25 protein-coding genes and 1 pseudogene are annotated in these 23,350 nt (G+C 41.5%); 23 read left to right on the top strand and 3 right to left on the bottom strand.

Translation table 11 applies throughout. The features are described from left to right. Nucleotides 1–55: 55 nt before the first annotated feature. Nucleotides 56–3,013 (bottom strand): AAA family ATPase, encoded by a 2,958-nt coding sequence (locus tag ACEE44_RS05340; protein ID WP_449171517.1) that lies wholly within the window; start codon nucleotides 3,011–3,013, stop codon nucleotides 56–58. A gap of 162 nt (nucleotides 3,014–3,175) precedes the next feature. On the opposite strand from ACEE44_RS05340, the gene ACEE44_RS05335 reads away from it, so the two are divergent. The 23 genes and pseudogenes from ACEE44_RS05335 to ACEE44_RS05225 all read left to right on the top strand — a co-directional run bounded on the left by ACEE44_RS05335 (nucleotide 3,176) and on the right by ACEE44_RS05225 (nucleotide 19,597). After that, nucleotides 3,176–4,120, top strand: coding sequence for a competence protein CoiA (locus ACEE44_RS05335; RefSeq protein WP_449171516.1), 945 nt, complete (start codon nucleotides 3,176–3,178; stop codon nucleotides 4,118–4,120). Nucleotides 4,121–4,161: 41 nt separating this feature from the next. Further along, the gene (locus ACEE44_RS05330; protein WP_449171515.1) at nucleotides 4,162–4,788 is read left to right on the top strand and encodes a hypothetical protein; all 627 of its coding nucleotides are present in this window, start codon (nucleotides 4,162–4,164) and stop codon (nucleotides 4,786–4,788) included. 75 nt (nucleotides 4,789–4,863) lie between these two features. After that, complete coding sequence (pepF, locus tag ACEE44_RS05325; protein ID WP_449171514.1) at nucleotides 4,864–6,666, top strand: oligoendopeptidase F; 1,803 nt, start codon at nucleotides 4,864–4,866, stop codon at nucleotides 6,664–6,666. After that, the gene (locus tag ACEE44_RS05320; protein WP_449171513.1) at nucleotides 6,663–7,397 is read left to right on the top strand and encodes a hypothetical protein; all 735 of its coding nucleotides are present in this window, start codon (nucleotides 6,663–6,665) and stop codon (nucleotides 7,395–7,397) included. The genes pepF and ACEE44_RS05320 overlap by 4 nt, the downstream gene beginning before the upstream one ends. A 47-nt stretch (nucleotides 7,398–7,444) precedes the next feature. Then, the gene (locus ACEE44_RS05315) at nucleotides 7,445–7,888 is read left to right on the top strand and encodes a hypothetical protein (protein ID WP_449171512.1); all 444 of its coding nucleotides are present in this window, start codon (nucleotides 7,445–7,447) and stop codon (nucleotides 7,886–7,888) included. Between the two features lie 25 nt (nucleotides 7,889–7,913). Beyond that, a complete protein-coding gene (locus ACEE44_RS05310) occupies nucleotides 7,914–8,462 on the top strand; it encodes a DUF6630 family protein (RefSeq protein ID WP_248032388.1) in 549 nt (182 codons plus the stop codon). A gap of 75 nt (nucleotides 8,463–8,537) precedes the next feature. Next, nucleotides 8,538–9,257, top strand: a complete 720-nt coding sequence (locus ACEE44_RS05305; RefSeq protein ID WP_449171511.1) for an O-methyltransferase — start codon at nucleotides 8,538–8,540, stop codon at nucleotides 9,255–9,257. Nucleotides 9,258–9,319: 62 nt separating this feature from the next. Then, entirely contained in the window at nucleotides 9,320–10,291 is a 972-nt protein-coding gene (gene prsA, locus ACEE44_RS05300; protein ID WP_449171510.1) for a peptidylprolyl isomerase PrsA, read from the top strand. A gap of 201 nt (nucleotides 10,292–10,492) precedes the next feature. Then, complete coding sequence (locus ACEE44_RS05295) at nucleotides 10,493–10,978, top strand: LURP-one-related/scramblase family protein (protein ID WP_449171509.1); 486 nt, start codon at nucleotides 10,493–10,495, stop codon at nucleotides 10,976–10,978. A gap of 213 nt (nucleotides 10,979–11,191) precedes the next feature. Continuing rightward, nucleotides 11,192–13,810: an alanine--tRNA ligase gene (gene alaS / locus ACEE44_RS05290; protein WP_449171508.1), complete on the top strand. Its 2,619-nt coding sequence runs from the start codon at nucleotides 11,192–11,194 to the stop codon at nucleotides 13,808–13,810. A 232-nt stretch (nucleotides 13,811–14,042) separates the two neighbouring features. Beyond that, nucleotides 14,043–14,246, top strand: a complete 204-nt coding sequence (locus ACEE44_RS05285) for a hypothetical protein (protein WP_449171507.1) — start codon at nucleotides 14,043–14,045, stop codon at nucleotides 14,244–14,246. 29 nt (nucleotides 14,247–14,275) lie between these two features. Continuing rightward, nucleotides 14,276–14,500, top strand: a complete 225-nt coding sequence (locus tag ACEE44_RS05280; RefSeq protein WP_105107547.1) for a hypothetical protein — start codon at nucleotides 14,276–14,278, stop codon at nucleotides 14,498–14,500. Beyond that, on the top strand, nucleotides 14,484–14,687 hold the full coding sequence (locus tag ACEE44_RS05275; protein ID WP_105122179.1) for a hypothetical protein: 204 nt from the start codon (nucleotides 14,484–14,486) through the stop codon (nucleotides 14,685–14,687). The genes ACEE44_RS05280 and ACEE44_RS05275 overlap by 17 nt, the downstream gene beginning before the upstream one ends. A 152-nt stretch (nucleotides 14,688–14,839) precedes the next feature. Beyond that, nucleotides 14,840–15,406, top strand: a complete 567-nt coding sequence (locus ACEE44_RS05270) for a DUF3267 domain-containing protein (RefSeq protein ID WP_449171506.1) — start codon at nucleotides 14,840–14,842, stop codon at nucleotides 15,404–15,406. 19 nt (nucleotides 15,407–15,425) lie between these two features. Then, nucleotides 15,426–15,497 (top strand): annotated as a pseudogene (locus ACEE44_RS05265) (transcriptional regulator); the annotation flags it as partial. Between the two features lie 77 nt (nucleotides 15,498–15,574). Then, complete coding sequence (locus ACEE44_RS05260) at nucleotides 15,575–16,129, top strand: DUF3267 domain-containing protein (protein WP_449171505.1); 555 nt, start codon at nucleotides 15,575–15,577, stop codon at nucleotides 16,127–16,129. 12 nt (nucleotides 16,130–16,141) lie between these two features. Further along, the gene (locus tag ACEE44_RS05255) at nucleotides 16,142–16,357 is read left to right on the top strand and encodes a helix-turn-helix transcriptional regulator (RefSeq protein ID WP_014637779.1); all 216 of its coding nucleotides are present in this window, start codon (nucleotides 16,142–16,144) and stop codon (nucleotides 16,355–16,357) included. Then, on the top strand, nucleotides 16,354–17,112 hold the full coding sequence (locus ACEE44_RS05250) for a DUF3169 family protein (RefSeq protein WP_449171504.1): 759 nt from the start codon (nucleotides 16,354–16,356) through the stop codon (nucleotides 17,110–17,112). Before ACEE44_RS05255 ends, ACEE44_RS05250 begins: the two co-directional genes overlap by 4 nt. A 30-nt stretch (nucleotides 17,113–17,142) precedes the next feature. Continuing rightward, complete coding sequence (locus ACEE44_RS05245; protein WP_449171503.1) at nucleotides 17,143–17,652, top strand: DUF3278 domain-containing protein; 510 nt, start codon at nucleotides 17,143–17,145, stop codon at nucleotides 17,650–17,652. 20 nt (nucleotides 17,653–17,672) lie between these two features. Next, entirely contained in the window at nucleotides 17,673–17,858 is a 186-nt protein-coding gene (locus ACEE44_RS05240; RefSeq protein ID WP_105111439.1) for a hypothetical protein, read from the top strand. Nucleotides 17,859–17,883: 25 nt separating this feature from the next. Next, nucleotides 17,884–18,573 (top strand): CPBP family intramembrane glutamic endopeptidase, encoded by a 690-nt coding sequence (locus ACEE44_RS05235; protein ID WP_449171502.1) that lies wholly within the window; start codon nucleotides 17,884–17,886, stop codon nucleotides 18,571–18,573. Nucleotides 18,574–18,711: 138 nt separating this feature from the next. Next, nucleotides 18,712–18,906, top strand: coding sequence for a hypothetical protein (locus ACEE44_RS05230; protein WP_449171501.1), 195 nt, complete (start codon nucleotides 18,712–18,714; stop codon nucleotides 18,904–18,906). A 16-nt stretch (nucleotides 18,907–18,922) separates the two neighbouring features. After that, nucleotides 18,923–19,597 (top strand): CPBP family intramembrane glutamic endopeptidase, encoded by a 675-nt coding sequence (locus ACEE44_RS05225; protein ID WP_449171500.1) that lies wholly within the window; start codon nucleotides 18,923–18,925, stop codon nucleotides 19,595–19,597. A gap of 33 nt (nucleotides 19,598–19,630) precedes the next feature. Here ACEE44_RS05225 and nrdF read toward each other — a convergent pair whose 3' ends face one another. Then, nucleotides 19,631–20,590, bottom strand: a complete 960-nt coding sequence (nrdF, locus tag ACEE44_RS05220; protein WP_172043467.1) for a class 1b ribonucleoside-diphosphate reductase subunit beta — start codon at nucleotides 20,588–20,590, stop codon at nucleotides 19,631–19,633. A gap of 576 nt (nucleotides 20,591–21,166) precedes the next feature. Next, nucleotides 21,167–23,326, bottom strand: coding sequence for a class 1b ribonucleoside-diphosphate reductase subunit alpha (gene nrdE / locus ACEE44_RS05215; protein ID WP_449171499.1), 2,160 nt, complete (start codon nucleotides 23,324–23,326; stop codon nucleotides 21,167–21,169). Nucleotides 23,327–23,350: the final 24 nt, after the last annotated feature.

Here is a 23,350-nt window from a genome sequence, read left to right as displayed (position 1 = left end):
GAAGGACTATCAGTGAATAGATCCTTCCTTTTTGGTTGTATGATTGTAGTTGAGCTTATTTAGTTGCTTTCATGAAATTCTCCAAATCTTCCAGAAGCAAACGGTCGCGATAAGGGTTCAGAAATTGTTTGGCGATGTGGTAGTAGTGGCTGAAGTCATTTTCTAATTTATGAGCGAATTCTTCCTTTAATGATGGGTTGTCATTTATTTCATTCTTTAATTTTGCCATCAGGTAATAAATCATGCCCTTGTCTCTTGGGTTAGAATAGAGAGAAATCAAGGCACCCTTCCTGTCGAGCAGGTCATGGGCCATTGCATAATCATGTTTCTGGCAGCCAAGTAGTGCCAAGTAAAGCTTGAGTTGCACTTCTTTCCAAGGATAAATCTGCTGATTAACTTCTTGCATAGCAGCCTGGAAGATGGAATGAGCTTCTGCAAAATCTTGTAAATGGTAATAGGAAGTCCCCAAGCCGATATAAAAACCAAGAGTAGATGACTGTGGAGCCTGGTCTTGCACCAATTCGATAGCATCTTTTTGCAGGTGGATGGCAGTCAGAAAATCTCTTCGAATTTGAGCCATCTCAGCTAAATAATCCAAAGCAGCAGCAATCTGAATGGCGTATTTTTTCCTCATGGAAGCTGTCAGACTAAAGCAATCAATAGCTTCGTAGAGAAGACGACTAGCCTTCTCCTCATCCCCTAACATGAGATTAAAAAGTCCTTTAAATCGTAAAAACATCCCAATTGCCTCGTGATTATTGGCCTCTATAGCGGTTTCCAGACCTAATTCAGCATAGTAGCCCAGGTCGGTTTTGTTTTCAATTTGTATGCAGTAATGGATAAACTGTCGATAACCCTTTAATAGATAGTCTTGATTGTGGAGCGCGTGGGCTCTGGCGATCACATTCCGAATACTGCTTACCCCCTTCTGATAGTTACCAATTCGAATATAGTAACGACCTTCATAAAATTCAAATCGAACTTGAAGAAGCTGGAACTGACGCTGGTCGCCATAAAGCTTTTCGAGATGGGCCATGGTTTCCCGCACCTCAGCCAACTGTTCCTGGATCCAGAGCACATTCTTTTCTTCCTTGCCCCTGCTTAGTTGGCCATTACTAGAGCTCAAAGGAAAAAGATCGTAGTGCGACTTGATTGCCAGATTTAAGTGATGTAAACGATATTCCAGAGCCATCAGGGGTTGTTTGGCAGCTGTAAAATGCCTTGCAATCTTTAGCAATAGGACACTGTTGTTGGGTTGAAGTTGTAATTTTTGGATTAGATGAAAGGCAATTTGTTCATGCAAGATTCGTCTTTTTGATAGAGGCAGCTGATCGTAGAGAAATTCTCCTAAGACAGCTTGACGAAATTGTACTTCCAGTCGATCATCAACTTCCTTCTGTAGGATGAGAGATTTGCTGGTTAACTGATCGATCAATGCGACCATTTCATGATGGCTTAGTCCCATTAAATCAGTCAATAGACTAACATCACTTCCAGCACTGCAGGTTGAGAGGTAGTTGAGCAACTCTTCTTCTTTTGGCTCTAGGGCATGAACCTGCAAAGCCATTTTGGAACGAATAGCTGCCGTTAGAGGATGAAATACATGGCCTTCCTTGATTTGCTGGGCATATTGGTCCAGGAGAAATAAATTACCTTGACTGTAGTGGTAAATCTGATCAATATCATAGAGAGCGGCCTGCTGGCTAACTTCTTGCAAGAAGTTCTGACTTTCAGAAAAGGATAAGTTTTTCAGATCCAGTCTTTCTGCAAGTTGACGATTGGATAGGTAATGCTCCAGGTAATCCAAGTCCTTATTTTGCCGCAAGTTTCTGGTCAATAGAAATGCTAGAGGAGCACGGCTTAGAGCATGAATACAGTCCAGCACTATTTGTAAACTTTCTTTATCCATCCAATGAGCATCCTCTATCAAAAAAAGAATAGCTTGTTTCTGACTAGCCTTGTCTAAACAATCAATTATGTAATCACTGTGCCTTGCTTGGTCTAAAGACGCCATTGTGTCTAATCTATCTGGAAAAATCCATTGGTAGCTACGACTTATCTTTTGCCAAATGGAGTGAGGCTTGTAGAGGTCCTCTGGTAAACAGTTGATTTGAAGGATAGAAAAACGTTGGTCCTGGTTGGCCAAGACCTGGCGGACCAGGCTTCGTTTTCCTGAGCCAACTTCACCGTGGAGGAAAAAGGCGCGACTACTAGTTTCTAAGACAGAGGCTAGGAAATGTTCGAGAGCATGGATTTCTTCAATTCTTCCATAAAAGTAGTCGGTTTTGGGTGCTAACTGAGTGTCTTTTTTCTCTGTATGGTCCCGGACTACTTGATAATAGAGGTTTTTTATCGCTTCACCAGGACCAATTCCTAGCTCCCTATCCAAAAGTTGCGCTAAGCGATGATAGGTTTCAATAATCTTTCCTGTCTGCCCTACCTCCAAATAGAGTTTCATCAAGCTAAGATAGTAATCCTCATTGAATTCATCCATGTTAATCATCCGAAGGATGAGGTTCTCAGCTCCTTCTAGGTCAGACAAGTGCTCTTGTTTTTCCAGCAACTGCTGACAGGCTGTCAGATAGGTCTTTTCCAGTTGGGACTTGATTTTTTCTATCCAAAAGTCAAACTCCTGGCAATTCTTGATATAAAAATTTTCCAGAAACTCTCCTTTGAAGAGATGGAGCTTGTGCACAGGGGCTGATAAAAATAATTGCACATCACAGGAGATGTCTATATCAGGGTTCATAGCTAGCATGGACCTGTTAGGGCTGATAATGGCCTCAATGCCTAATTCTCTATTGGTCTGATAGATGGTATTGCGCAGGTTTTTTCTAGCCTTTTCGGAATTCTTATCCCCCCACAAGAGTGTAGCTACCTCTTCACGACTGGCTTCGCCTCTGAGGATGAGATAGTAAAGTAGGGCAGCGATTTTTGTGTAGGACGGTGTGACTTCCGTTTGATTGACTGAGATAGTCGGAGTTCCAAATAGGGAACAAGATAAACGAATCATAAGCATGCGCCTCCATATATTCTTATATTTACTATAACAAAAAAATATAAGGGAAACAAATGATATATCATAATATCTAAAGTTGATTCTTCTGTAATAGATTAAGTAATCTCCTTGAAACATATTGGTAGCTTTTACGAATAAATAGGATGAGGAAAAAATATGTTTATCGTAAAAAATAAAACCAATCAGTTGTTTAATATTCTAGAACTTGGCAATTTTGGGGCTGATGACTTTTATTGTCCCCTATGTTCCAGTCCAGTCCGCTACCGTTCTGGCAAAATCATGCGACCGCACTTTGCTCATCTTAGTCGGAAAGAGTGCCCGTTTTTTACGGAGAATGAATCTACCCAGCATCTCTCCCTCAAATCTGAGCTTTATAGCTGGCTGGTAGGAGTGGAGCAGGTTGAGCTGGAAAAATACCTACCAGAGATTAACCAACTAGCAGATTTATTGGTTAATAAGCGACTGGCCTTAGAAGTCCAATGCTCCAGTCTATCAATTTCTCACTTACAAGAACGAACGCGGGCCTATCATGAAGCTGGCTTTCAAGTTCTTTGGTTGCTAGGCAAGGACCTCTGGCTTAAGGATAGGTTGACCAAACTGCATTACCAGTTATTCTCCTTTAGTATGAACATGGGCTTTCATCTCTGGGAGTTGGATGATGAAAGAAAGCAATTGCGTCTACGCTACCTCATTCATGAAGACTTGCGGGGCAAGGTGCATTGTTTGACCAAGGTCTTTCCTTTTGGTCAAGGAAACTTACTGGATATCTTGCGATTGCCCTTTGCCAAGCAAGCCTTATCTCGTATGGATTGTAGATTGGATAGGGATTTACCAGCATATATTGCTCGACAACTTTACTACAAAACCCCAAAATGGTTAGCTCTGCAGGCAGAAGCTTATGGTCGTGGAGAAAATCTACTGACCAAGACAGCACTAGACTGGTATCCCCACTATCGTCTGCCCCGCTCTGCCATTGGCTTTGCCCAAATCAAACAAGACCTGACACCAATCTATCTGGCTTTTGATAAGTTTTATGACAAAATGCAAGACAAGGAAAAACAAGTGCTGTATCCACCTATAATTTACAGACAAAATGTGTAAATAATGATATAATAAACTAAAAAGGATACAGGAGGTTTGTCATGAAATTCAGTCGATTTGCTTTAGTAAGTGCTTCTTTGCTACTATTGTTTAGCTTATCGGTCTGTGCTGTAAGGCATGAGGAGGGGCAAACCACCACAGCCTCCAGTCAGCAAGTGCAAACAATCAATGAGAAAGAGGCTCAAAAGTTTACAACCCAACATAGTCAGAATGTAGCATCTAAAGAAGTAGGAGATGACGGAGGAACACTCATAGTCTTTGAAGATGGTACGGAATACCTTTTTACTGAAGAATATTATATGCTTTCCTATCCAAGCGGTTGTAAGATTACCTATTTTGTCGAAAGCGGTGACTATACAGTAGCGACTGACAAATACGAAGGCGAAGAGAAGGCAAGCGAAGCTAAGGGGCAGGTTGGACAGTATTTTGTAGCTAGTGGCTATTCTATCGCTTTTGCAAATGATGGACATTTAACGATTGACCTACAAGGAAATTTTGTCCATCAGGCTAATAATCAGGAGAAAAAAGGAAGTATCAAAGAGGCTGAAGGAAGCAGTTACGTTGACGGTTTGTTAAATAAATATGGTATCCCCAATCTTGCATTCTATGACAGCTTTGTCAAGGAAGCAGTATCAGATGCCAAAACCTACTTTACTGGTAGTGAGTAAAGTGTAAGCCCTCCACTTTCCGTTGGAAAGAGGGGCTCTTTTATGTTAGAATAAGAGTTACGGAGGATTTAATATATGTCTAAACAACGTCATGAAATCGAAGAAAAATACCAGTGGGATTTAGCGACTATTTTCCCAACAGATGAGGCTTGGGAAGTCGAGTTGGCTGATCTCCAAGCAGAAACAGAAAAAGCCAAGGCCTTTGCAGGTCACTTGTTGGACTCAGCTAATTGCCTTTTGGAGATTAGCGAAACCCAGCTTGGGCTCATGCGTCGACTTGAAAAGCTCTATGTCTATGCGTCCATGAAAAATGACCAAGACACTTGTGAAGGGAAGTATCAGGAATTTCAGGCTAAAGCTTTGAGCATTTACTCAGTTTTTTCTCAGACCTTTGCCTTCTATGAGCCAGAATTTATGGCCATTACCGAAGAGCAGTTGGAAGCCTTTAAAGCGGAAGAACCAGCCCTTGTTCAGTACAGTCACCAGTTTGAAAAACTCTTGTCAGCCAAGGATCATATCTTGTCACAGGAAGTAGAAGAAGTCCTTGCGGCAACCAGCGAGATTTTTGAAGCACCATCTGAAACCTTCTCTGTCTTGGACAATGCCAGCCTGCGTTTCCCAGAAATCGCAGATGAGGACGGCAAGTTGGTGCCCCTTTCTCACGGCAACTACATCTCCTTCATGGAGTCCAAAAATCGCGAAGTGCGTCAAGAAGCCTACGAGGCTCTGTACGAAACCTACGAGCAGTTCCAGCATACCTACGCCAAGACCCTTCAGTCTAACGTTAAGGTCAATAACCTGAAAGCTCGTTTGCGGAAGTACGATTCAGCCCGTCACGCAGCCCTTTCTGCCAACTTTATCCCAGAGTCCGTTTACGATACATTAGTATCAGCAGTCAACAAGCACCTTCCGCTCTTGCACCGCTACATCAATTTGCGTAAGAAACTCTTGGGTATTGATGACCTTAAGATGTACGATATGTACACACCACTTTCTAGCACAGACACAAAAGTTACTTATGAGGAGGCCTTGACTACTTGTGCGGATACATTGAATATCTTTGGTGATGAGTACGCAGCTATCGTCAAAGAAGCCTTTGAAAATCGCTGGATTGATGTTCATGTAAACGAAGGAAAGCGTTCAGGAGCCTATTCAGGTGGTGCTTACGACACCAACGCCTTCATGCTCCTCAACTGGCAGGACAATTTGGACAATATGTACACCCTGATTCACGAAACAGGGCATTCGCTCCATTCGATGTTGACTCGTCAGAACCAGCCCTATGTCTATGGTCACTATTCGATTTTCTTGGCTGAGATTGCGTCAACAACCAACGAAAATCTCCTGACAGAGAAGCTCTTGGCAGAAGTAGAAGACGACAAGGCCCGCTTTGCTATTCTCAATCACTACCTCGACGGCTTCCGTGGAACGGTCTTCCGCCAAACCCAGTTTGCTGAGTTTGAGCAGGCTATTTACAAGGCTGACCAAGAAGGCCAAGTCTTGACTGCTGATTTCCTCAACCAGCTCTATGGTGAGCTTAACGAGAAGTATTACGGCCTGTCTGCGGAAGAAAATCCACTGATTCAGTATGAGTGGGCTCGTATTCCACATTTCTATTACAATTTCTATGTTTACCAATATTCAACTGGCTTTGCGGCAGCGTCTGCTTTGGCAGACAAGATTGTCAATGGTAGCCCAGAGGACAAGGACAACTACCTCAACTATCTCAAGGCTGGTAGCTCTGATTATCCACTCAATGTCATTGCAAAAGCTGGTGTGGATATGACCAAGGAAGACTATCTCAACGATGCCTTCAAGGTCTTTGAAGCCCGCTTGACAGAGTTGGAAGCTCTTGTTGAGAAAGGTGTTCATAAATGAACAATATCAAGAATAGGATTGAATATAGAAAGGGTCAAACATCCATTATCTGGATATTGATTTACGCTACTATTGTAACAATCTTCTTCTTGTTTCTGACACAACCGGACTTAAGCAGCAGTAGTACTTCTACTGCAACAGACCTATCGACTACCCGTGAGCAATACATACTCGATGCTGAACCAATGACGATTGACAGGGTAAGAATCATTTCTCCAAAAATGGAAAATGAAACGGATGCAGAGTATCAAGAGCGTTTACAAGAGATTGTCAATGCGGTCAATTTGAGAATGGAAGAGAGAAAATCCAGTATCAGACGACAAGCCGAGACGGTGCAGACTCAAAATAATAAGTTTATATCTCCCATTTTAATAGCTATTTGGGGAATTACCTCTGCTTTTGTTATAGCAGCCCTTATCAGTAACTATGTGAAATCTCGCCAACCTATTGCAGTAGTGATGACTGAGGAATATATTGAGTTAAAGGCTGGGATGTTTCGTGAAGAACATCGTCTCTACTGGAACGAAATTGCAGCTATAGAATACAGTATTAGGTATCAACGTCATTCGAATTCGGGGAGCTATACTACACGGAGATACTTATATTTTAAAGATTTTAATGATACGATTTTGGATAAAATCAATATAAATAGCTTGGAAATTTCTGATTTCAATAGTATTCATCGTGATATTAGCAGTTTGGTTCCAGATTTGAATTGGATTTATCCCTAATCTTTTGAAATTGGAAGCTCTTGTTGAGAAAGGAGTGCATCTCTAATATGATTTCCTACAAACGCTCGATTGTAATACCTATGGTTATTAGCACGGTATTTATTTTGATTGGTATGGGCTTAATGTTTAAGCCAGAACCTGCTATTCTATCAGGATTGTGCTACATGCTGCTAGCTCTTCCTTCCGCCTTCTATGCTTTTTTGTGGCGGAAACAAGGGCAAGTCTTTGTCCTCAATCAGCAGTGCTTAGAGTATAAAAACAAACTTTGGGAGGATAGAATAAGCATTCCAGTTGCAGAAATTGGGAAAATTCACTATGAGATTGTCTACATTTACCGGGATATTTACTCAAAACGGATGCGTATTGTAGGAAGAACAGGAACTTTTTTAGCTGAGGTGAAACTTGATAATCTTTCGGGAGCTGATTTCAATGACATTTATCAATACCTTAGCCCGTTTGCACCCCATATCATGTGGGAATTTCCAAAATAAAAAATAAAGATGAATAGGAGGCAGTATGCTGACAGAAGAAAATTTACAGGATATTTTTGAGATTGCAGACCTACTATCAAATGGTGATAGGGAATTATTTATCCAATTAAAAGAATGTGTCTTTGCTAGTGATCCCAATCATATTTTAGATTTGCTTGAAGGTATTTTATCACCTGAAGCGTTCGATGCATTCTTAGATTGTGTGGGTGAGGTAGAAAAGGATAACCTATTGCTTATCCTGTCAGTCCTTCTAGCGCATAACCAGTACCTTTGTGTTCGACCGCGCAAGGATTTATTAGCCGATTTTATAGCGGCTTTTGACCGCCTACAAGCAGTCCGTAATGCTGGGATTTTGTTAAAATTAGATGCGGCTGGCTTGGAGGAAACTGGCAATGTACCAGACTGGGCTGCGGTAGTTGATGAAAAATATGCTAGTGAACAATTTTGTTTGGCTGCTGTCGAGATGAATGCAGACCAGTACCATCTGCTATTCGGTAAAGTAGCTACCATTAAACGTGTACAGCAACTCTTTGCTAATCTAGGCTATCGTCTTGACTATGCAAAAAATATGTAAGTAAAGGCAGGAGAAATCCTGTCTTTTAGTATATGAGAGAAGAAATTGTTGGTGACTTGTGTTATAATTGTCCCTATGGTTGAATCATATTCTAAAAACGCAAACCACAATATGCGCCGTCCTGTTGTCAAGGAAGAAATTGTGGACTTTATGCGAACACGTCAGGCGCAAAATACTGGATTTTTAAAGGAATTAGAGGACTTTGCCCGTCAGGAAAATATTCCCATCATCCCTCATGAAACAGTAGCTTATTTCCGTTTGCTCATGCAAACTCTACAGCCAGAGCGTATTTTGGAAATCGGAACGGCTATTGGATTTTCTGCTCTTTTGATGGCCGAGAATAGTCCGCATTCGCAGATTACTACCATCGACCGCAATGAAGAAATGATTGGTTTTGCCAAGGAAAATTTTGCCAAGTTCGATAGTCGCAAGCAAATTGAATTGTTAGAAGGTGAGGCGATGGATTTACTGCCGGATCTGCCTGATGATAGCTATGACTTTGTTTTTATGGACTCGGCCAAGTCCAAATATATCGTATTTTTACCAGAGGTCTTGAAAAAGGTCAAGGTCGGTGGCTTGGTTGTTTTGGATGATATTTTCCAAGGCGGTGATGTTGCTAAAGACATCATGGAAGTTCGCCGTGGTCAGCGAACGATTTACCGTGGCTTGCAACGCTTGTTTGATGCGACCCTGGATAATCCTGATTTAACAGCCAGTTTGATTTCCATGAGCGATGGCCTGCTCATGTTGCGAAAAAATGTGGCCAATGTTGACCTAAAGCTTGAAGAAAATTAAGCCCTTTTTAAGAATTTATGGTATAATGAAAGGGTTAATGAAGAAAAGGAGAGATTTTCTAAATGAAGAAAACAAAAAAAATTCTTGCAGGTGCAGTAACCCTCCTTGCAACTGTGACGCTTGCGGCGTGCTCAAGCTCAGCAGATAAAGACATTATTACGATGAAAGGCAATGCTATCTCTGTATCAGAGTTTTATGAGCAGGTTAAAACAAATGCCCAAGCTCAACAGGTTTTGCTTTCTATGGTTATCAGCCATGTCTTTGAAGAGCAGTATGGTGATAAGGTATCTGAAACTGAGGTCAACGAAGCCTATGAAAAAATGGCTGAGCAGTATGGAGATTCATTTGCAACTGCCCTTGCTTCAGCAGGTTTGACGACTGATAGTTACAAAGAGCAAATCCGTACTAACAAATTGGTCGAGTATGCTGTGAAACAGGCTGCAGAAAAAGAATTGACCGATGAAAACTATAAAGCTGCTTATGAAGCTTACACTCCGGAAGTGACTGCCCGTATCATCAAACTAGATGATGAGGCTAAAGCTAAGGAAGTCCTAGCAGCAGCTCAAGCTGAGGGAGCTGATTTCGCTCAATTGGCTAAAGACAATTCAACAGATAGTGCAACCAAGGAAAACGGTGGAGAAGTCAAGTTTGATTCTACCTCTACAACGGTTCCGACTGAAGTTCAATCAGCGGTATTTGCTTTAAACGCTGGTCAAGTAGGTGCATCTGTAGTAACAGTTGTAGATATGACAACTTACACAACAAGCTATTATGTTGTTAAACTAGAAGCAAAATCTGAAAAATCAGCTAATTGGGAAGATTACAAGGACAAACTTAAGGAAATTATCGTTGCACAGAAACAAAACGATGCAAGCTTTGTAGCAACTGTCTTGAAAGAAGCTCTTTCAAAAGCTAATGTTAAGATTAAAGATGCTGCCTTCCAGAACCTTCTATCACAATATGTGGCGACTGATGAAAGCAGTTCTTCAACAGAAGCTTCAAGTTCTACAACTGAAAGCTCATCAGGTCAGTAAGAACCAAACCTATTAAGAATAAATACTCGATCCCTTAGTCCAGAAAATTGGCGGTTGTTGCGAGCCATCTAAGCCGAGTATTTTGCTACTTAATGGAATACATCATTGAATATGAAATGAGAATGACAAGTCATTGAATGAAGGTGGTACCGCGGTTTTTCGCCCTTCGTTTGGTTTCTTGTCATTTTTTTGGAGGGAGTCATGAAACAATTTCAGGTCAAACAACGTTTTGTTTTGGGTGGTGAAAAATTTGATATTCATGATAGTCATGGACAGCTTGCTTATCAGGTAGAGGGCACCTTCTTTGAAATTCCCAAGCGGTTTACGGTGACCAATGCCAGAGGTGGAGAAGTTTGTCGGATTACCAAGAAATTTTTGACCTTCCTACCCCAATTTACCATTGATATGGCGGATGGACATTCTTTCTACTTGCAAAAAGAATATACCTTTTTCAAGGACCGCTATAGCGTGGAAAATCTAGGATTGGTCCTAGAAGGCAATATCTGGGACCTGGATTTTCGACTGAAAAAATCTGATGGTCAGCTAGTAGCTGAAATCTCCAAAGAACTCTTTCACCTGACTTCTCGTTACTCCGTAACAGTAGTCGAGGATGACTATGCAGACTTGGTCATTTCCCTAGTGGTCGCAATCGACTACGTCGAAATGATGGAAGACGTATCCAGTTAAGTGTAACGTAAAATTAAAAAAAATGGTTCAGTTGGCTAGCTTGCTAAATTGAACCTGTCTAATAAAAAAGAAAGGCAAGGGCATCGAGTTTATTGTGAAATGAACTCGGGCTAGGGACTTTGTCAAAAAGAGAAACACTTCCTAGACGCCAGCGTCTTCGTCAGGTTTTCTATTTTGATAGTGTCCGTTTAACGCCCTTAGTATCTTAAACTTATGAAACAATTATCATCAGCACAAATCCGCCAGATGTGGTTGGATTTCTGGAAATCAAAGGGTCACTCTGTTGAGCCTTCAGCAAATCTTGTCCCTGTTAACGATCCAACTCTTTTGTGGATCAACTCTGGTGTGGCAACGCTTAAAAAATATTTCGATGGCTCTGTCATCCCTGACAATCCACGGATTACAAATGCTCAAAAATCTATCCGTACCAACGATATTGAAAATGTTGGTAAGACAGCTCGCCACCATACCATGTTTGAAATGCTTGGTAACTTCTCGATTGGTGATTACTTCCGTGATGAAGCGATTGAGTGGGGCTTTGAGCTCTTGACCAGCCCAGAATGGTTTGCCTTTCCAAAAGACAAGCTCTACATGACCTACTATCCAGATGATGTGGATTCTTACAATCGCTGGATTGCTCTTGGTGTAGAACCAAGCCATCTCATTCCACTTGAAGATAACTTCTGGGAAATTGGTGCAGGTCCTTCTGGTCCAGATACGGAAATTTTCTTTGACCGTGGCACAGATTTTGACCCTGAAAACATTGGCATTCGTTTGCTGGAAGAAGATATTGAAAACGACCGTTATATCGAGATTTGGAACATCGTATTGTCACAATTCAACGCTGACCCAGCAGTTCCTCGCTCTGAGTACAAGGAATTACCAAACAAAAACATTGATACGGGTGCAGGTTTGGAGCGTTTGGCAGCTATTTTCCAAGGAGCTAAGACCAACTTTGAAACCGACCTCTTCTTGCCAATCATTCGTGAAGTTGAGAAAATTTCTGGTAAGACCTATGATCCAGACGGCGACAACATGAGCTTCAAGGTCATCGCAGACCATATCCGTGCCTTGTCATTTGCCATCGGTGATGGTGCTCTTCCAGGAAATGAAGGTCGTGGTTATGTCCTTCGTCGTCTTCTCCGTCGTGCTGTCATGCACGGTCGCCGTTTGGGTATCACTGAGCCATTCTTGTATAAGTTGGTGGAAACGGTTGGTGCTATCATGGAAAGCTACTACCCAGAAGTGCTTGAAAAACGTGACTTTATTGAGAAAATCGTTAAACGTGAGGAAGAAACCTTTGCTCGCACCATTGATGCTGGTAGCGGTCACTTGGATGATCTTTTGGCTGACTTGAAAGCAGCTGGTAAGGATACTCTTGAAGGTAAGGATATCTTCAAACTTTACGATACCTATGGTTTCCCTGTGGAATTGACCGAGGAATTGGCTGAAGATGCAGGCTACAAGATTGACCATGAAGGCTTTAAGGCTGCCATGAAGGAACAGCAGGACCGTGCGCGTGCAGCCGTTGTTAAAGGTGGCTCAATGGGTATGCAAAATGAAACTCTAGCAGGTATTACCGAAAGCTCAACCTTTGTCTATGGTCAAACTAGCCTAGATGCTAAATTGGAAGTGATTATCGCGGACAATGAGCGGACAGAAGCTGTGTCAGAAGGTCAAGCCCTTCTTGTCTTTGACCAAACACCATTCTACGCTGAAATGGGTGGTCAGGTTGCCGACCGTGGTGTGATTAAAAATGCTTCAGGTGATGTCGTTGCAACAGTTGTAGATGTGCAGAAAGCACCGAATGGTCAGCCATTGCACACTGTAGAACTCTCTGCCAGCATTTCGCTTGGTCAAACTTACACGCTTGAAATCGACACAAATCGTCGTCGTGGTGTTGAGAAGAACCACACAGCAACTCACTTGCTCCATGCTGCCCTTCACAATGTCATCGGTGTGCATGCAACCCAGGCTGGTTCCTTGAACGAGGAAGGATTCCTCCGCTTTGACTTCACACACTTTGAAGCAGTGACAGCTGATGAACTTCGTCGTATTGAAAATGAAGTCAATGAAAAAATCTGGGAAGCCTTGGATATTGTCACAGTTGAAACGGATGTGGATACGGCAAAAGAAATGGGTGCTATGGCCCTCTTTGGTGAGAAGTATGGCAAAGTGGTCCGTGTGGTTACAATCGGTGACTATTCTATCGAGCTTTGTGGTGGTACCCACGTTGGCAATACAGCTGAAATCGGTCTATTCAAGATTGTCAAAGAAGAGGGAATCGGTTCAGGAACTCGCCGTATTTTAGCGGTGACAGGCAAGGAAGCTTTCCTAGCTCTTCGTGACCGCGAAGATGCTCTCAAAGCTGTTGCGCAGACTCTTAAAGTGCCACAAATCGACCAAGTGCCGACAAAAGTGGAGGCACTGGCTGCGGAGCTCCGCGATTTGCAAAAAGAAAACGCTAGTCTGAAAGAAAAAGCAGCGGCAGCAGCTGCTGGTGATGTCTTTAAAGACGTTAAAGAGGCAAACGGTGTCCGCTACATTGCTAGCCAAGTTCAAGTTTCAGACGCAGGTGCCCTCCGTACCTTTGCGGATAACTGGAAGCAAAAAGACTACTCAGATGTCTTGGTGCTAGTAGCAGCCATCGGTGACAAGGTCAATGTCCTTGTAGCCAGCAAATCAAGCGATGTCCATGCAGGCAACCTCATCAAAGTCCTTGCTCCAATCGTAGCAGGTCGTGGTGGTGGTAAGCCAGATATGGCCATGGCCGGTGGTAGCGATGCTTCTGCTATCCAAACCCTCTTGAACAGCGTGGCTGACAATCTCTAATCGCTCACTAAACTCTTTTATCCTTTGGGTAGAAGAGTTTTTTTGTATCTTATTATAGTCATTCTGACCATCATTCGCTACATTTTGACAAATTTCATAAACTTTTTGACAAAAATTATTATTTTTTTGACAAAGATACTTGTCAAAAAGAAAAAGAAGTGTTACAATGATATCAAGATAAAGAGATGAAAACGAATTCATCAGGTAAATAAACAGAAAGTAGGAAATAAATATGAAAAAGATAAACAGAATTCACATCGCACGATTTCTACAAGTAACAGCAATCGCCTATCTAGTTTTTGTCCTACTGGCTGACATTATGAAGTGGCAGCAGTTGGATAATACCCATGTCGTTCTTGCCATTTGCACTATCGCAGTGACAGATGAGCGCTTGTGGAAACTAGCTGGCAGAAAAGAGCAGAAGGAAGAAGATTAAAATTAGTCGAGAGTAAGTGGTGGAAAGTTATGAAAAACAATAACAATAAAAAAGGAATTTTGATTACAGGAACAAGCGTTGTGCGAGGAGTGCAGGTTCTAGTTGCACTATATTTGATTTATAGTTTAGTTAAAAACATCGTATTTGGTCGGGAGATAGATACCATGATACTCTTGATGATGATGAATTCTCTCCTTCTTTTAGAAGTCACTCTCAGCAGAGAAAAGGAGAAGAAAAATGAACAAGACAGTTAAAAATGGAATGAAAGTAGTCCTACTGTTTTTCGCACTCTTCTTGATAACTATTTTGATATTTAAAATTTTTGCCTTGCTAGGATTTGACATTGGTTTGACGGAAATGAGTTATCCCTTTCCTCCTTTATTGGCGACACTGGTGTTAGCTCTGCAATTTAACAAAAAGAAAAATAGTGAAAAAAGCTAAGGAAAGACAGGAGAAACCTTATGAAACGACACATTTCATCTGATATGGCAGCAATTATTATTGCAGGCGCAAGTATTATTGGCTTACTGATTGGAGTTGCTCTAGGACTATATAGTTTAGTCTAGCTTGAAGGAAAATGAAGGAGAAGAAAGATGGAAGCGAAAAAGAAATTATATGAAGTCAATATCATGGAAAATAAGAAATTTGTCTGGGGATTGAATATTCTTGCGATTGTTCTAGTCTTCCCATTTGCTCTGCTATTTGGTAAGTTAGCGTTTTCCTTGCTGGCTAATGTAGATCAAAATTTGCCACTTACCTTACCAGAGTTATGGCTAGCAACAGTTCTATTTCCTCTTTTGATAGTTTTACATGAAGCTATTCATGGATTATTTTTCAAGATTTTTTGTCCTGAAAATCCTGTTAAGTTTGGTTTTAAATGGAAATCGGGTATGGCCTATGCGACCAGTCCAGGTTCGCTCTATAATCGGATGCAAATGCTAGTAATCAGCTTGGCTCCCTTTGTTGTGATTAGTTTGGGCTTGACCATGGTAGCAGTTTTTTGGAGGATGGATGTATCTCTTTATCTGACATTGGCTACTATACATGCAGCGGCTTGTGCAGGCGATTTCTACTATACCTATCTTTTATTGGTTAAGTTTGCCGAGGGAAATATAGCTGTCGAAGACACAGAAACAGGCTTGATTATCTACCAATCCTAGAAAGGAAAACTCATGGAATATGTCTAAAAAAAATTGGCTCAAGGAATTACGAGCCAGAGATGGTCTCAATCAAACGGAACTTGCCAAGTTGGTATCGGCTTACTGATTGGAGTTGCTCTAGGACTATATAGTTTAGTCTAGCTTGTAGGCGAATGAAGGAGAAGAAACATGGAAGCGAAAAAGAAATTATATGAAGTAGATGTTAGAAGCGATAAAAAGTTGGCGGCAAGGTTGTATGTAACTACAGTTTTATTAGTGTTTCCGTTCTTTTGGTTATTTGGATTCATAGCTTCTAAAGTTGAGTTTCAAAATGTCACGAATGAGTTGCAATTTATTGAAGCGCTATTTGTTTTTATATTGCTTATTATCTTGCATGAATGGATTCATGGATTGTTTTTCAAGATTTTTTGCCCTGAAAATCCTGTCAAATATGGAATTAAATGGAAAACAGGTATGGCTTATGCAATTAGCCCCGACTCCCTTTATAATCGTTTCCAAACGATTGTCATTGCTCTTGCCCCCTTCGTTTTGATTACTTTGAGTTTAACAGCATTTGCAATGTTGGGATGGCTTGACAAAGGGGCCTATCAGATTCTAGCAACCATGCACGCAGTGGCATGTATCGGTGACTTTTATTACACCTACTTACTAGCGACAAAATTCAAAGAGGTAGCGGTAGAAATAGCTGTAACAGAAATAAGCATGGTTATCTACCAAGCCTAGAAAGGAAACAACATGGAATATGTCTTAAAAAATCGGCTCAAAGAATTGCGAGCCAGAGATGGTCTCAATCAGACAGAGCTAGCAAAGTTAGCAGAAGTATCACGGCAGACCATTAGTTTGATTGAGCGGGGCGAATATACGCCCTCGGTGGTCATTGCCATGCGAATTGCACAGATTTTTAACGAAAATGTAGAGAATGTTTTTCAATTAGTGGAGGTAGGAGAATGAAACAGGGGAAACAATTAACGACAAAACAAAGATGGGTGAGGAATCTTATCTATTTACTTTCAGGAGCTATCTTTGGCGCATTTTGTGGCTTTTTTGGAGTATTGATTTCTAAGTTTGGATTACCGTCTTTTGTTACCCTAGATAACTTCTTGTTTTGTTTGCGTATCATTACTTTTGTAATTTTCGCTGGAACCGTATATTTTGGTCTTAAGGCTAATCAAACTCATAAACTTTACCATTCTATTTCAGATGAGGATGAGGAACGGGCAGATGAACTAAATATGAAAATGTATCGTAACCTAGAATATGCGATTATAATGTTTAATGTTGCCGTATCATTGACTCTGTTAAATTTGGTTCTAGGATTTGGTGTTACCTTCTTAGAAGACGGCGCGATCATGTACGGGTCAATTTTTGACTTGATCTTCTTTATCGTACTTCTAATCACTCAAGTGTTTATTATTAAATTAACAGAGAAAATTCGTGACTATCAGTTGTCTGCTTTTGCTACGGTAAAAGAAATGAAGGATTTTATGGAGGCAATGGACGAAGGTGAGAAACAAGCAAACTACGAAATGAGTTTCCAAATCGTCTTCACTTTGAATCAAATCGTGTTACCAGGTTTGTATCTATTCCTATTTGTACTTAGCATGCTATTGCAGGAGCGACAAATTACAGCATTTCTAGTTGTTGCCTTTCTTCACATTTACATCAATGTGATGCAGGTTCGCATGGTACGTCGTTACTTTAAATAAGAATGTTATGAAAGTTTTTAGGTGATGATTATGAAAAAGGAAAATCTACACATCAAAGCAATCCGTTATTTCTATGATATTGTTGCTGAGTTAGACGAGGTGTCTTATGCGGCCTTGACCAATTTCGGCAACAATATGTATATGCTCTTTATGACAGTGACACTGCTGAGCTTCCTAGTTAGCTTTGCGCTGGGAGAAGATGTCATGGGAATCAGCCTCTTCTTGACACTTGTTTATTCTCAGGTCGAGCAAGAGGCCACTATTAAACGGCTGGGCTTGGATAAATTGTTTGTTGCCAAGGCTGATGTAAAAATGGCTCGGAAGAAAATGATGAAACGAACTCTGTATCAAACCCTACAGATTGCCGTTTTGAGTTTGCTGGTTAGTATTGGCCTCTGGCAGTTACAAATTCCACAGGAAAGTGGAACATCTGCAACGGAGTATTTCCAGTTTGTCACTCCCATGACAGTTGTTCTTCTGACCTTAGTAGGATTTGTTAGTTTCTACTTTGCCAATCGTAAGAAAATCACATTCATTTAATGTAAATGGAGGTATCAACAATGAAAGTCTTTAAGAAAATTTATCTTGCTTCATTTATCGGTCTTGGCTTGTACGCAGTTGGCTATGTTTTCGGAGAATGGCTGGCTACTGGGCAGATTGATTTGTCAAATCTGAATATCCTTCTGCCGATGGTTTTGGGCTTGCCTGCTCTGCTATTGATCGAAAAAGAAAGTAATGAAAACTGACTTAGTGTATGCGAAGGAGATTGCTATGAATAGACTTGGAAATGTCAAAGATTGGAATGTGGTTAAAAACTGGAAATTTCTCTTTGTGGGACTGGCTGTCCTTGCACTAAATGGATTGATCCAGATGGCCATGTTTGCCCTACCAAATTTTGACGGTAATAATCTACTGATTGCTGCAGCGCTTATATTGCTTGCAGTGGTAGTCGGTCTTGTGTTGACAAGTAAAATTGGCCTATGGAAGAGCGAGCAGAAGTGGGGAATGTTAAAGAATATTGGTTTTGTTGTCCTTGCTTTTATCGTCATGTTTGGTCTGAAAATAATCGGTGGGCAATTGATTATGCTGGAAGAAGGATATGGTCAAACGACTGCTAATCAGGAAGTCATCAATAACTCTGGTCTGCCAGCCTTGCTCTTGTTTCTCTTTGCTGTACTTTTTGCTCCAGTTCTTGAAGAATTGATTTTCCGTGGCATTCTCATGGGGAAAGTCTTTGGTAAGGATTCGAATGTTGGATTGTTGCTATCAAGTTTTCTATTTGGACTTATTCACAATCCGACCAATATCGGATCTTGGGTTGTCTATGGAGGCATGGGTCTAGTACTAGGACTTGCTTATCGGATTTCTGGCAAATATACCAACGCCCTTATTCTTCACATGGTCAATAATTTCCTGAGTGTCTTGCTCATGTTACTTTTACAGAGTATAGGTTTCATTTAGAAAGGAAATGAGATGGAGATTTTTCAATGGATAGCCTTTGCTTATCTATTATTCAGCTACCTGTCAGATAGGAAAAAGGTGAAACAGTTACAAAGCAAGGTAAACAAACTACAAAAAGGTCTAAAAGGAGAAAATCAGATGTCACTTTTATTAAATGAATTGGTGGGAAGTAAAGCCAAAATCCGTTTCGATGAGGAATTTATGACTATTTACGAATACAGCATTTTAGCTGTGGATGAGGATTGGGTTAAAATCTCCCGTGAATTAGCGAATGGGGAGCTTGAAACCAAGTTGGTTCGGGTTGATAACATTGTTGACGTGACCGTTTTATAATAAGGAGGAATACATCATGAAGAAATTTTTTAAACATACTGGTTTATTATTAGCCTATTACATTGCCTATCAATTCGGATTCCAGTTCCTCCAGATACCATGGGCTACTGAGCAGGTAGAGGGTATTCCAGCTAGTGCTGCAGAAGGTTTATATTGGTTTGGACTGATTGTGGGTCTACCCTTGTTAATTGGTTTTTCCTACCTTCTTTGGAAAGTCTTGTACCCGAGAAAAACAATGCAGCTGACGCTAGATAAGCCTTGGCTAAAACAGATTGCCTATCCCTTACTGGCCTATCTTGCATACTTCATTCTCCAATTTCTCCTACCAGTTCCTGAATCAGATAATCAGAAAAACGCAGTTGCCTTTATCCAGTCTGCACCTATTCACTCCTTTTTCATGGTAGTCATTTTTGCAGGTATCTTTGAAGAATTGATTTTCCGTGGTTTCTTGGCAACCTATTTCTTCCCTAAATTATCGGATGTCAAATCTGTGGTGCTCTATGGTCTAGTTTCAGGAACCCTCTTTAGTTTTGTGCATGGTCCAGCAACCCTTCCACAATTTTTGATTTATTTCACAATGGGAGTAATCTTTGCATGGATCTATTTGGTGAAACAAGATATCCGTTATCCAATGGCCCTACACATGCTTAACAATGGCATTTCCTATTTTATGATTGTGTTTTTAGTATAAAAAGAAAGCAGCTCAATGAACTGCTTTTTTTGATTATAATCCGTACAAGTAATCATCGTCCTGCATGGCTTCAACTTCACCGAGTAGATATCCGTTACCAACTTGTGAGAAGAAGTCGTGGTTAGATGTACCAGTTGAAATACCGTTCATGATGATTGGGTTGACATCATCCGCTGAGTCAGGGAAGAGTGGGTCTTGTCCCAAGTTCATGAGGGCCTTGTTGGCATTGTAACGAAGGAAGGTCAAAACTTCCTCAGTCCAGCCGACTGCGTCATAGAGGGAGCGCGTGTAGCCTTCTTCATTTTCATAAAGTTGGTAGAGCAGGTCGTACATCCAGTCACGAAGTTTGTCCTGTTCTTCCTCGGACAATTCATTGAAACCAAGTTGGAACTTGTAGCCAATGTAGGTACCGTGAACAGACTCATCACGGATAATCAGCTTGATGATTTCTGCAACGTTGGCCAGTTTGTTGTTGCCAAGGTAGTAGAGTGGCGTGAAGAAACCAGAGTAGAAAAGGAAGGTTTCTAGGAATACGCTGGCAACTTTCTTTTCAAGTGGGGTACCAGTTTCGTAGATTTCGTTGATAATCTTTGCCTTGCGTTGCAAATATTCGTTGCTGTTGGTCCACTCAAAAATTTCTTCAATTTCAGACTTGGTGTTCAAGGTTGAGAAGATAGAAGAGTAAGACTTGGCATGGACTGACTCCATGAATTGAATATTGTTGTAAACAGCTTCTTCATGAGGCGTACGAATGTCGTTGCGGAGGGCTTGGACCCCTGTTTCAGACTGAAGCGTATCCAGTAGGGTCAATCCACCGAAGACCTTACCAACCAAGTCTTTTTCTTGGGCAGTCAGTTTCCGCCAGTCATCCAAGTCGTTTGACAAGGGAATCCGCGTATCGAGCCAGAATTGCTCAGTCAATTTTTCCCAAGTTGACTTGTCAATAACATCCTCAATGGCGTTCCAGTTTATGGCTTTGTAGTAGGTTTCCATAGTTTTCTCTTTCTTTTCTAGAAATATCTACACTATTGTATCATATTTTTTGCTAAAAAACGCCCCAAGGACGTTCATTAGATTGCTTTGTTCGCAAGTAGCACAATTTGACATATGGTAGCCAGCTAATCCGCAAATAGCGGTTGGCGTAGATTAGGTAGTTGGCTTGCCAACAGCTAAACTTGTGAAAGTTACGACCTGAGAAAAGTTGTTCGATAATAACGACTTTTCGAGGTAGTAAGCCACTTAGAGGCTGGGCTCAAGCCCAGCACCGCTTCTCAGAGTTCGTGTCAACATCTCAGCGCAGTGGTTGATTGGCAGATTTGTTCGTGTTTTACACTCCAAATCTGACCTAATCAACTGTGTGGGGGTGGGAAGACGAACTCTTTTTAGACTGGTCGAGTTCTTTCCCACTCCCGTTCATTCATTAGATGCTTTAGCATTCGTGTCTTACGACACGTAGAAACTGAAGACGATATTTCTTCAGTTTCGGAGTTAGTGAGGTAGCTAGCCAATCCGCACATAGCGGTTGGCGTAGATTAGCTAGTTGGCTTGCCAACAGCTAAGCTTGCTACGTTAGATCACACAACTTTCACATTGGTTTGCGCCGACTTCTTCTCCGTCATCGGTAAAGGTACGGATGTAGTAGATAGACTTGATACCTTTGTTGAAGGCGTAGTTACGAAGGATAGAGAGGTCACGCGTTGTTTGTTTGTTCTCTTTTTTCCATTCGTAAAGGGCTTTTGGCAATTCACTGCGGAGGAAGAGAGTGAGGGACAAACCTTGGTCCACGTGCTCAGTTGCAGCAGCATAGACATCAATGACCTTGCGCATATCCATATCATAGGCAGACTTGTAGAATGGAATGGTTTCGGTTGCCAAACCAGCTGCTGGATAGTAGATTTTACCGATTTTCTTCTCTTGGCGTTCTTCAATCCGTTGGGTAATTGGATGAATAGAAGCAGAAACATCGTTGATGTAGCTGATAGAACCGTTTGGTGCAACAGCTAGGCGGTTTTGGTGGTAAAGACCATCTGCCATGACTTTCTCACGGAGGTCAGCCCAATCTTTTCCACTTGGAATGAAGATGCCTTCAAAAAGTTCTTTAACACGGTCAGATTGCGGTTGGTAGTCTCCAGTCACATACTTGTCGAAATACGTACCGTCCGCGTATTTTGATTTGTCATAGTTGTGGAAGGTCGCCTTGCGTTCGCGAGCAATATTGTTTGATTCTACCAAAGTCCAATAGTTGAGGAGCATGAAGTAGATATTGGTAAATTCCACAGCTGTTTTTGATCCGTAATCGATCAAGTTTTGTGCCAAGTATGAGTGAAGTCCCATGGCACCAAGCCCGATAGAATGCGCACGTTCATTTCCAGCTTCGATAGACGGCACCGCAGAAATGTGCGAATGGTCTGTTACATAGGTAAGAGCACGTGTCATGGTACGGACAGAAAGTCCAAAGTCAGGCGATTTCATCAAGTTGACAATATTGGTTGAACCAAGGTTGCATGATACATCTGTCCCCATTGTCAAGTATTCCTGAGAATCATTGATAACACTTGGCGTCTGAACTTGAAGAATTTCTGAACAGAGGTTGGACATGATAATCTTACCGTCAACAGGATTGCTACGGTTGGCAGTGTCGATGTTGATAACATAAGGGTAGCCAGATTCCTGTTGAAGTTTAGAAATCTCAGTTTCTAAATCACGAGCCTTGATTTTTGTCTTACGGATACGTGGGTTTGCTACCAATTCATCGTATTTTTCAGTAATATCAAGGTAGCTGTAAGGCACACCGTATTCCAATTCAACGGAGTAAGGGCTGAAGAGGTACATATCTTCATTTTTACGTGCCAACTCATAGAACTTATCAGGAACAGTAATTCCAAGTGACAAGGTCTTCACACGCACTTTCTCGTCAGCATTTTCTTTCTTAGTTGAAAGGAAGGCGATAATGTCTGGGTGGAAAACATCTAGGTAAACAACCCCAGCCCCTTGACGTTGCCCAAGTTGGTTAGAGTAAGAGAAGCTGTCTTCGAAAAGTTTCATGACAGGAACGACACCAGAAGCAGCTCCCTCGTAGCCCTTGATTGGTGCGCCTGCCTCACGCAAGTTGCTGAGGGAGATGCCGACGCCACCACCGATACGGGACAATTGCAGAGCAGAGTTGATAGAACGTCCAATAGAGTTCATGTCGTCTGTGACTTGGATGAGGAAACAGGACACCAACTCACCACGACGAGCACGACCTGCGTTGAGGAAGGAAGGAGTAGCTGGCTGATAACGCAAATGGATCATTTCGTTGGCCAAATTCAAGGCCAATTCTTCATTGCCCTCTGCAAAATACAAGGCGTTGAAGAGAACACGGTCTTCCATGCTCTCCAAGTAGTAGGCACCGTCGTTGGTTTTAAGGGCATACTGGTTATAGAACTTGTAGGCTGCCATGAAAGACTTGAAGCGGAAGTTTTGGTCTTTCAAGAATTGATCAATTTTGATGATAAATTCTGGACTATATTGGTCCAAAAATTCTTTTTCCAGATAGTTTTCTTCTAATAAGTAGGCAATCTTGTCTAAAATGCTATCAAATTGCTTAGTATTTGGAAGGACGTTTTCCTTGAAGAAAGCCTTGACAGCCTCTTGGTCCTTGTGGAGAGGAATTTGTCCATTGACTGGACGGTTGATTTCGTTATTTAAACGGAAGTAGGACACATCGCCTAACTCTTTCAAACTCATAATCGCAATCTCTTTCTATACTAG

Source organism: Streptococcus sp. 32226D021BW, assembly GCF_053545015.1.
The sequence above is the reverse complement of the archived record's forward strand: the minus strand, read 5'-3'. Positions and strand labels throughout refer to the sequence as shown.

Coding starts and splice junctions, on each gene's coding strand:
- ACEE44_RS05235 (WP_449171502.1), top strand. CDS start 17,884: ATGAATAGACTTGGAAATGTCAAAGATTGGAATGTGGTTAAAAACTGG.
- ACEE44_RS05340 (WP_449171517.1), bottom strand. CDS start 3,013: ATGATTCGTTTATCTTGTTCCCTATTTGGAACTCCGACTATCTCAGTC.
- nrdF (WP_172043467.1), bottom strand. CDS start 20,590: ATGGAAACCTACTACAAAGCCATAAACTGGAACGCCATTGAGGATGTT.
- ACEE44_RS05295 (WP_449171509.1), top strand. CDS start 10,493: ATGAAACAATTTCAGGTCAAACAACGTTTTGTTTTGGGTGGTGAAAAA.
- ACEE44_RS05255 (WP_014637779.1), top strand. CDS start 16,142: ATGGAATATGTCTTAAAAAATCGGCTCAAAGAATTGCGAGCCAGAGAT.
- ACEE44_RS05230 (WP_449171501.1), top strand. CDS start 18,712: ATGTCACTTTTATTAAATGAATTGGTGGGAAGTAAAGCCAAAATCCGT.
- ACEE44_RS05280 (WP_105107547.1), top strand. CDS start 14,276: ATGAAAAACAATAACAATAAAAAAGGAATTTTGATTACAGGAACAAGC.
- ACEE44_RS05245 (WP_449171503.1), top strand. CDS start 17,143: ATGAAAAAGGAAAATCTACACATCAAAGCAATCCGTTATTTCTATGAT.
- ACEE44_RS05250 (WP_449171504.1), top strand. CDS start 16,354: ATGAAACAGGGGAAACAATTAACGACAAAACAAAGATGGGTGAGGAAT.
- ACEE44_RS05260 (WP_449171505.1), top strand. CDS start 15,575: ATGGAAGCGAAAAAGAAATTATATGAAGTAGATGTTAGAAGCGATAAA.
- ACEE44_RS05330 (WP_449171515.1), top strand. CDS start 4,162: ATGAAATTCAGTCGATTTGCTTTAGTAAGTGCTTCTTTGCTACTATTG.
- ACEE44_RS05240 (WP_105111439.1), top strand. CDS start 17,673: ATGAAAGTCTTTAAGAAAATTTATCTTGCTTCATTTATCGGTCTTGGC.
- pepF (WP_449171514.1), top strand. CDS start 4,864: ATGTCTAAACAACGTCATGAAATCGAAGAAAAATACCAGTGGGATTTA.
- ACEE44_RS05275 (WP_105122179.1), top strand. CDS start 14,484: ATGAACAAGACAGTTAAAAATGGAATGAAAGTAGTCCTACTGTTTTTC.
- nrdE (WP_449171499.1), bottom strand. CDS start 23,326: ATGAGTTTGAAAGAGTTAGGCGATGTGTCCTACTTCCGTTTAAATAAC.
- prsA (WP_449171510.1), top strand. CDS start 9,320: ATGAAGAAAACAAAAAAAATTCTTGCAGGTGCAGTAACCCTCCTTGCA.
- alaS (WP_449171508.1), top strand. CDS start 11,192: ATGAAACAATTATCATCAGCACAAATCCGCCAGATGTGGTTGGATTTC.
- ACEE44_RS05310 (WP_248032388.1), top strand. CDS start 7,914: ATGCTGACAGAAGAAAATTTACAGGATATTTTTGAGATTGCAGACCTA.
- ACEE44_RS05225 (WP_449171500.1), top strand. CDS start 18,923: ATGAAGAAATTTTTTAAACATACTGGTTTATTATTAGCCTATTACATT.
- ACEE44_RS05335 (WP_449171516.1), top strand. CDS start 3,176: ATGTTTATCGTAAAAAATAAAACCAATCAGTTGTTTAATATTCTAGAA.
- ACEE44_RS05305 (WP_449171511.1), top strand. CDS start 8,538: ATGGTTGAATCATATTCTAAAAACGCAAACCACAATATGCGCCGTCCT.
- ACEE44_RS05285 (WP_449171507.1), top strand. CDS start 14,043: ATGAAAAAGATAAACAGAATTCACATCGCACGATTTCTACAAGTAACA.
- ACEE44_RS05270 (WP_449171506.1), top strand. CDS start 14,840: ATGGAAGCGAAAAAGAAATTATATGAAGTCAATATCATGGAAAATAAG.
- ACEE44_RS05315 (WP_449171512.1), top strand. CDS start 7,445: ATGATTTCCTACAAACGCTCGATTGTAATACCTATGGTTATTAGCACG.
- ACEE44_RS05320 (WP_449171513.1), top strand. CDS start 6,663: ATGAACAATATCAAGAATAGGATTGAATATAGAAAGGGTCAAACATCC.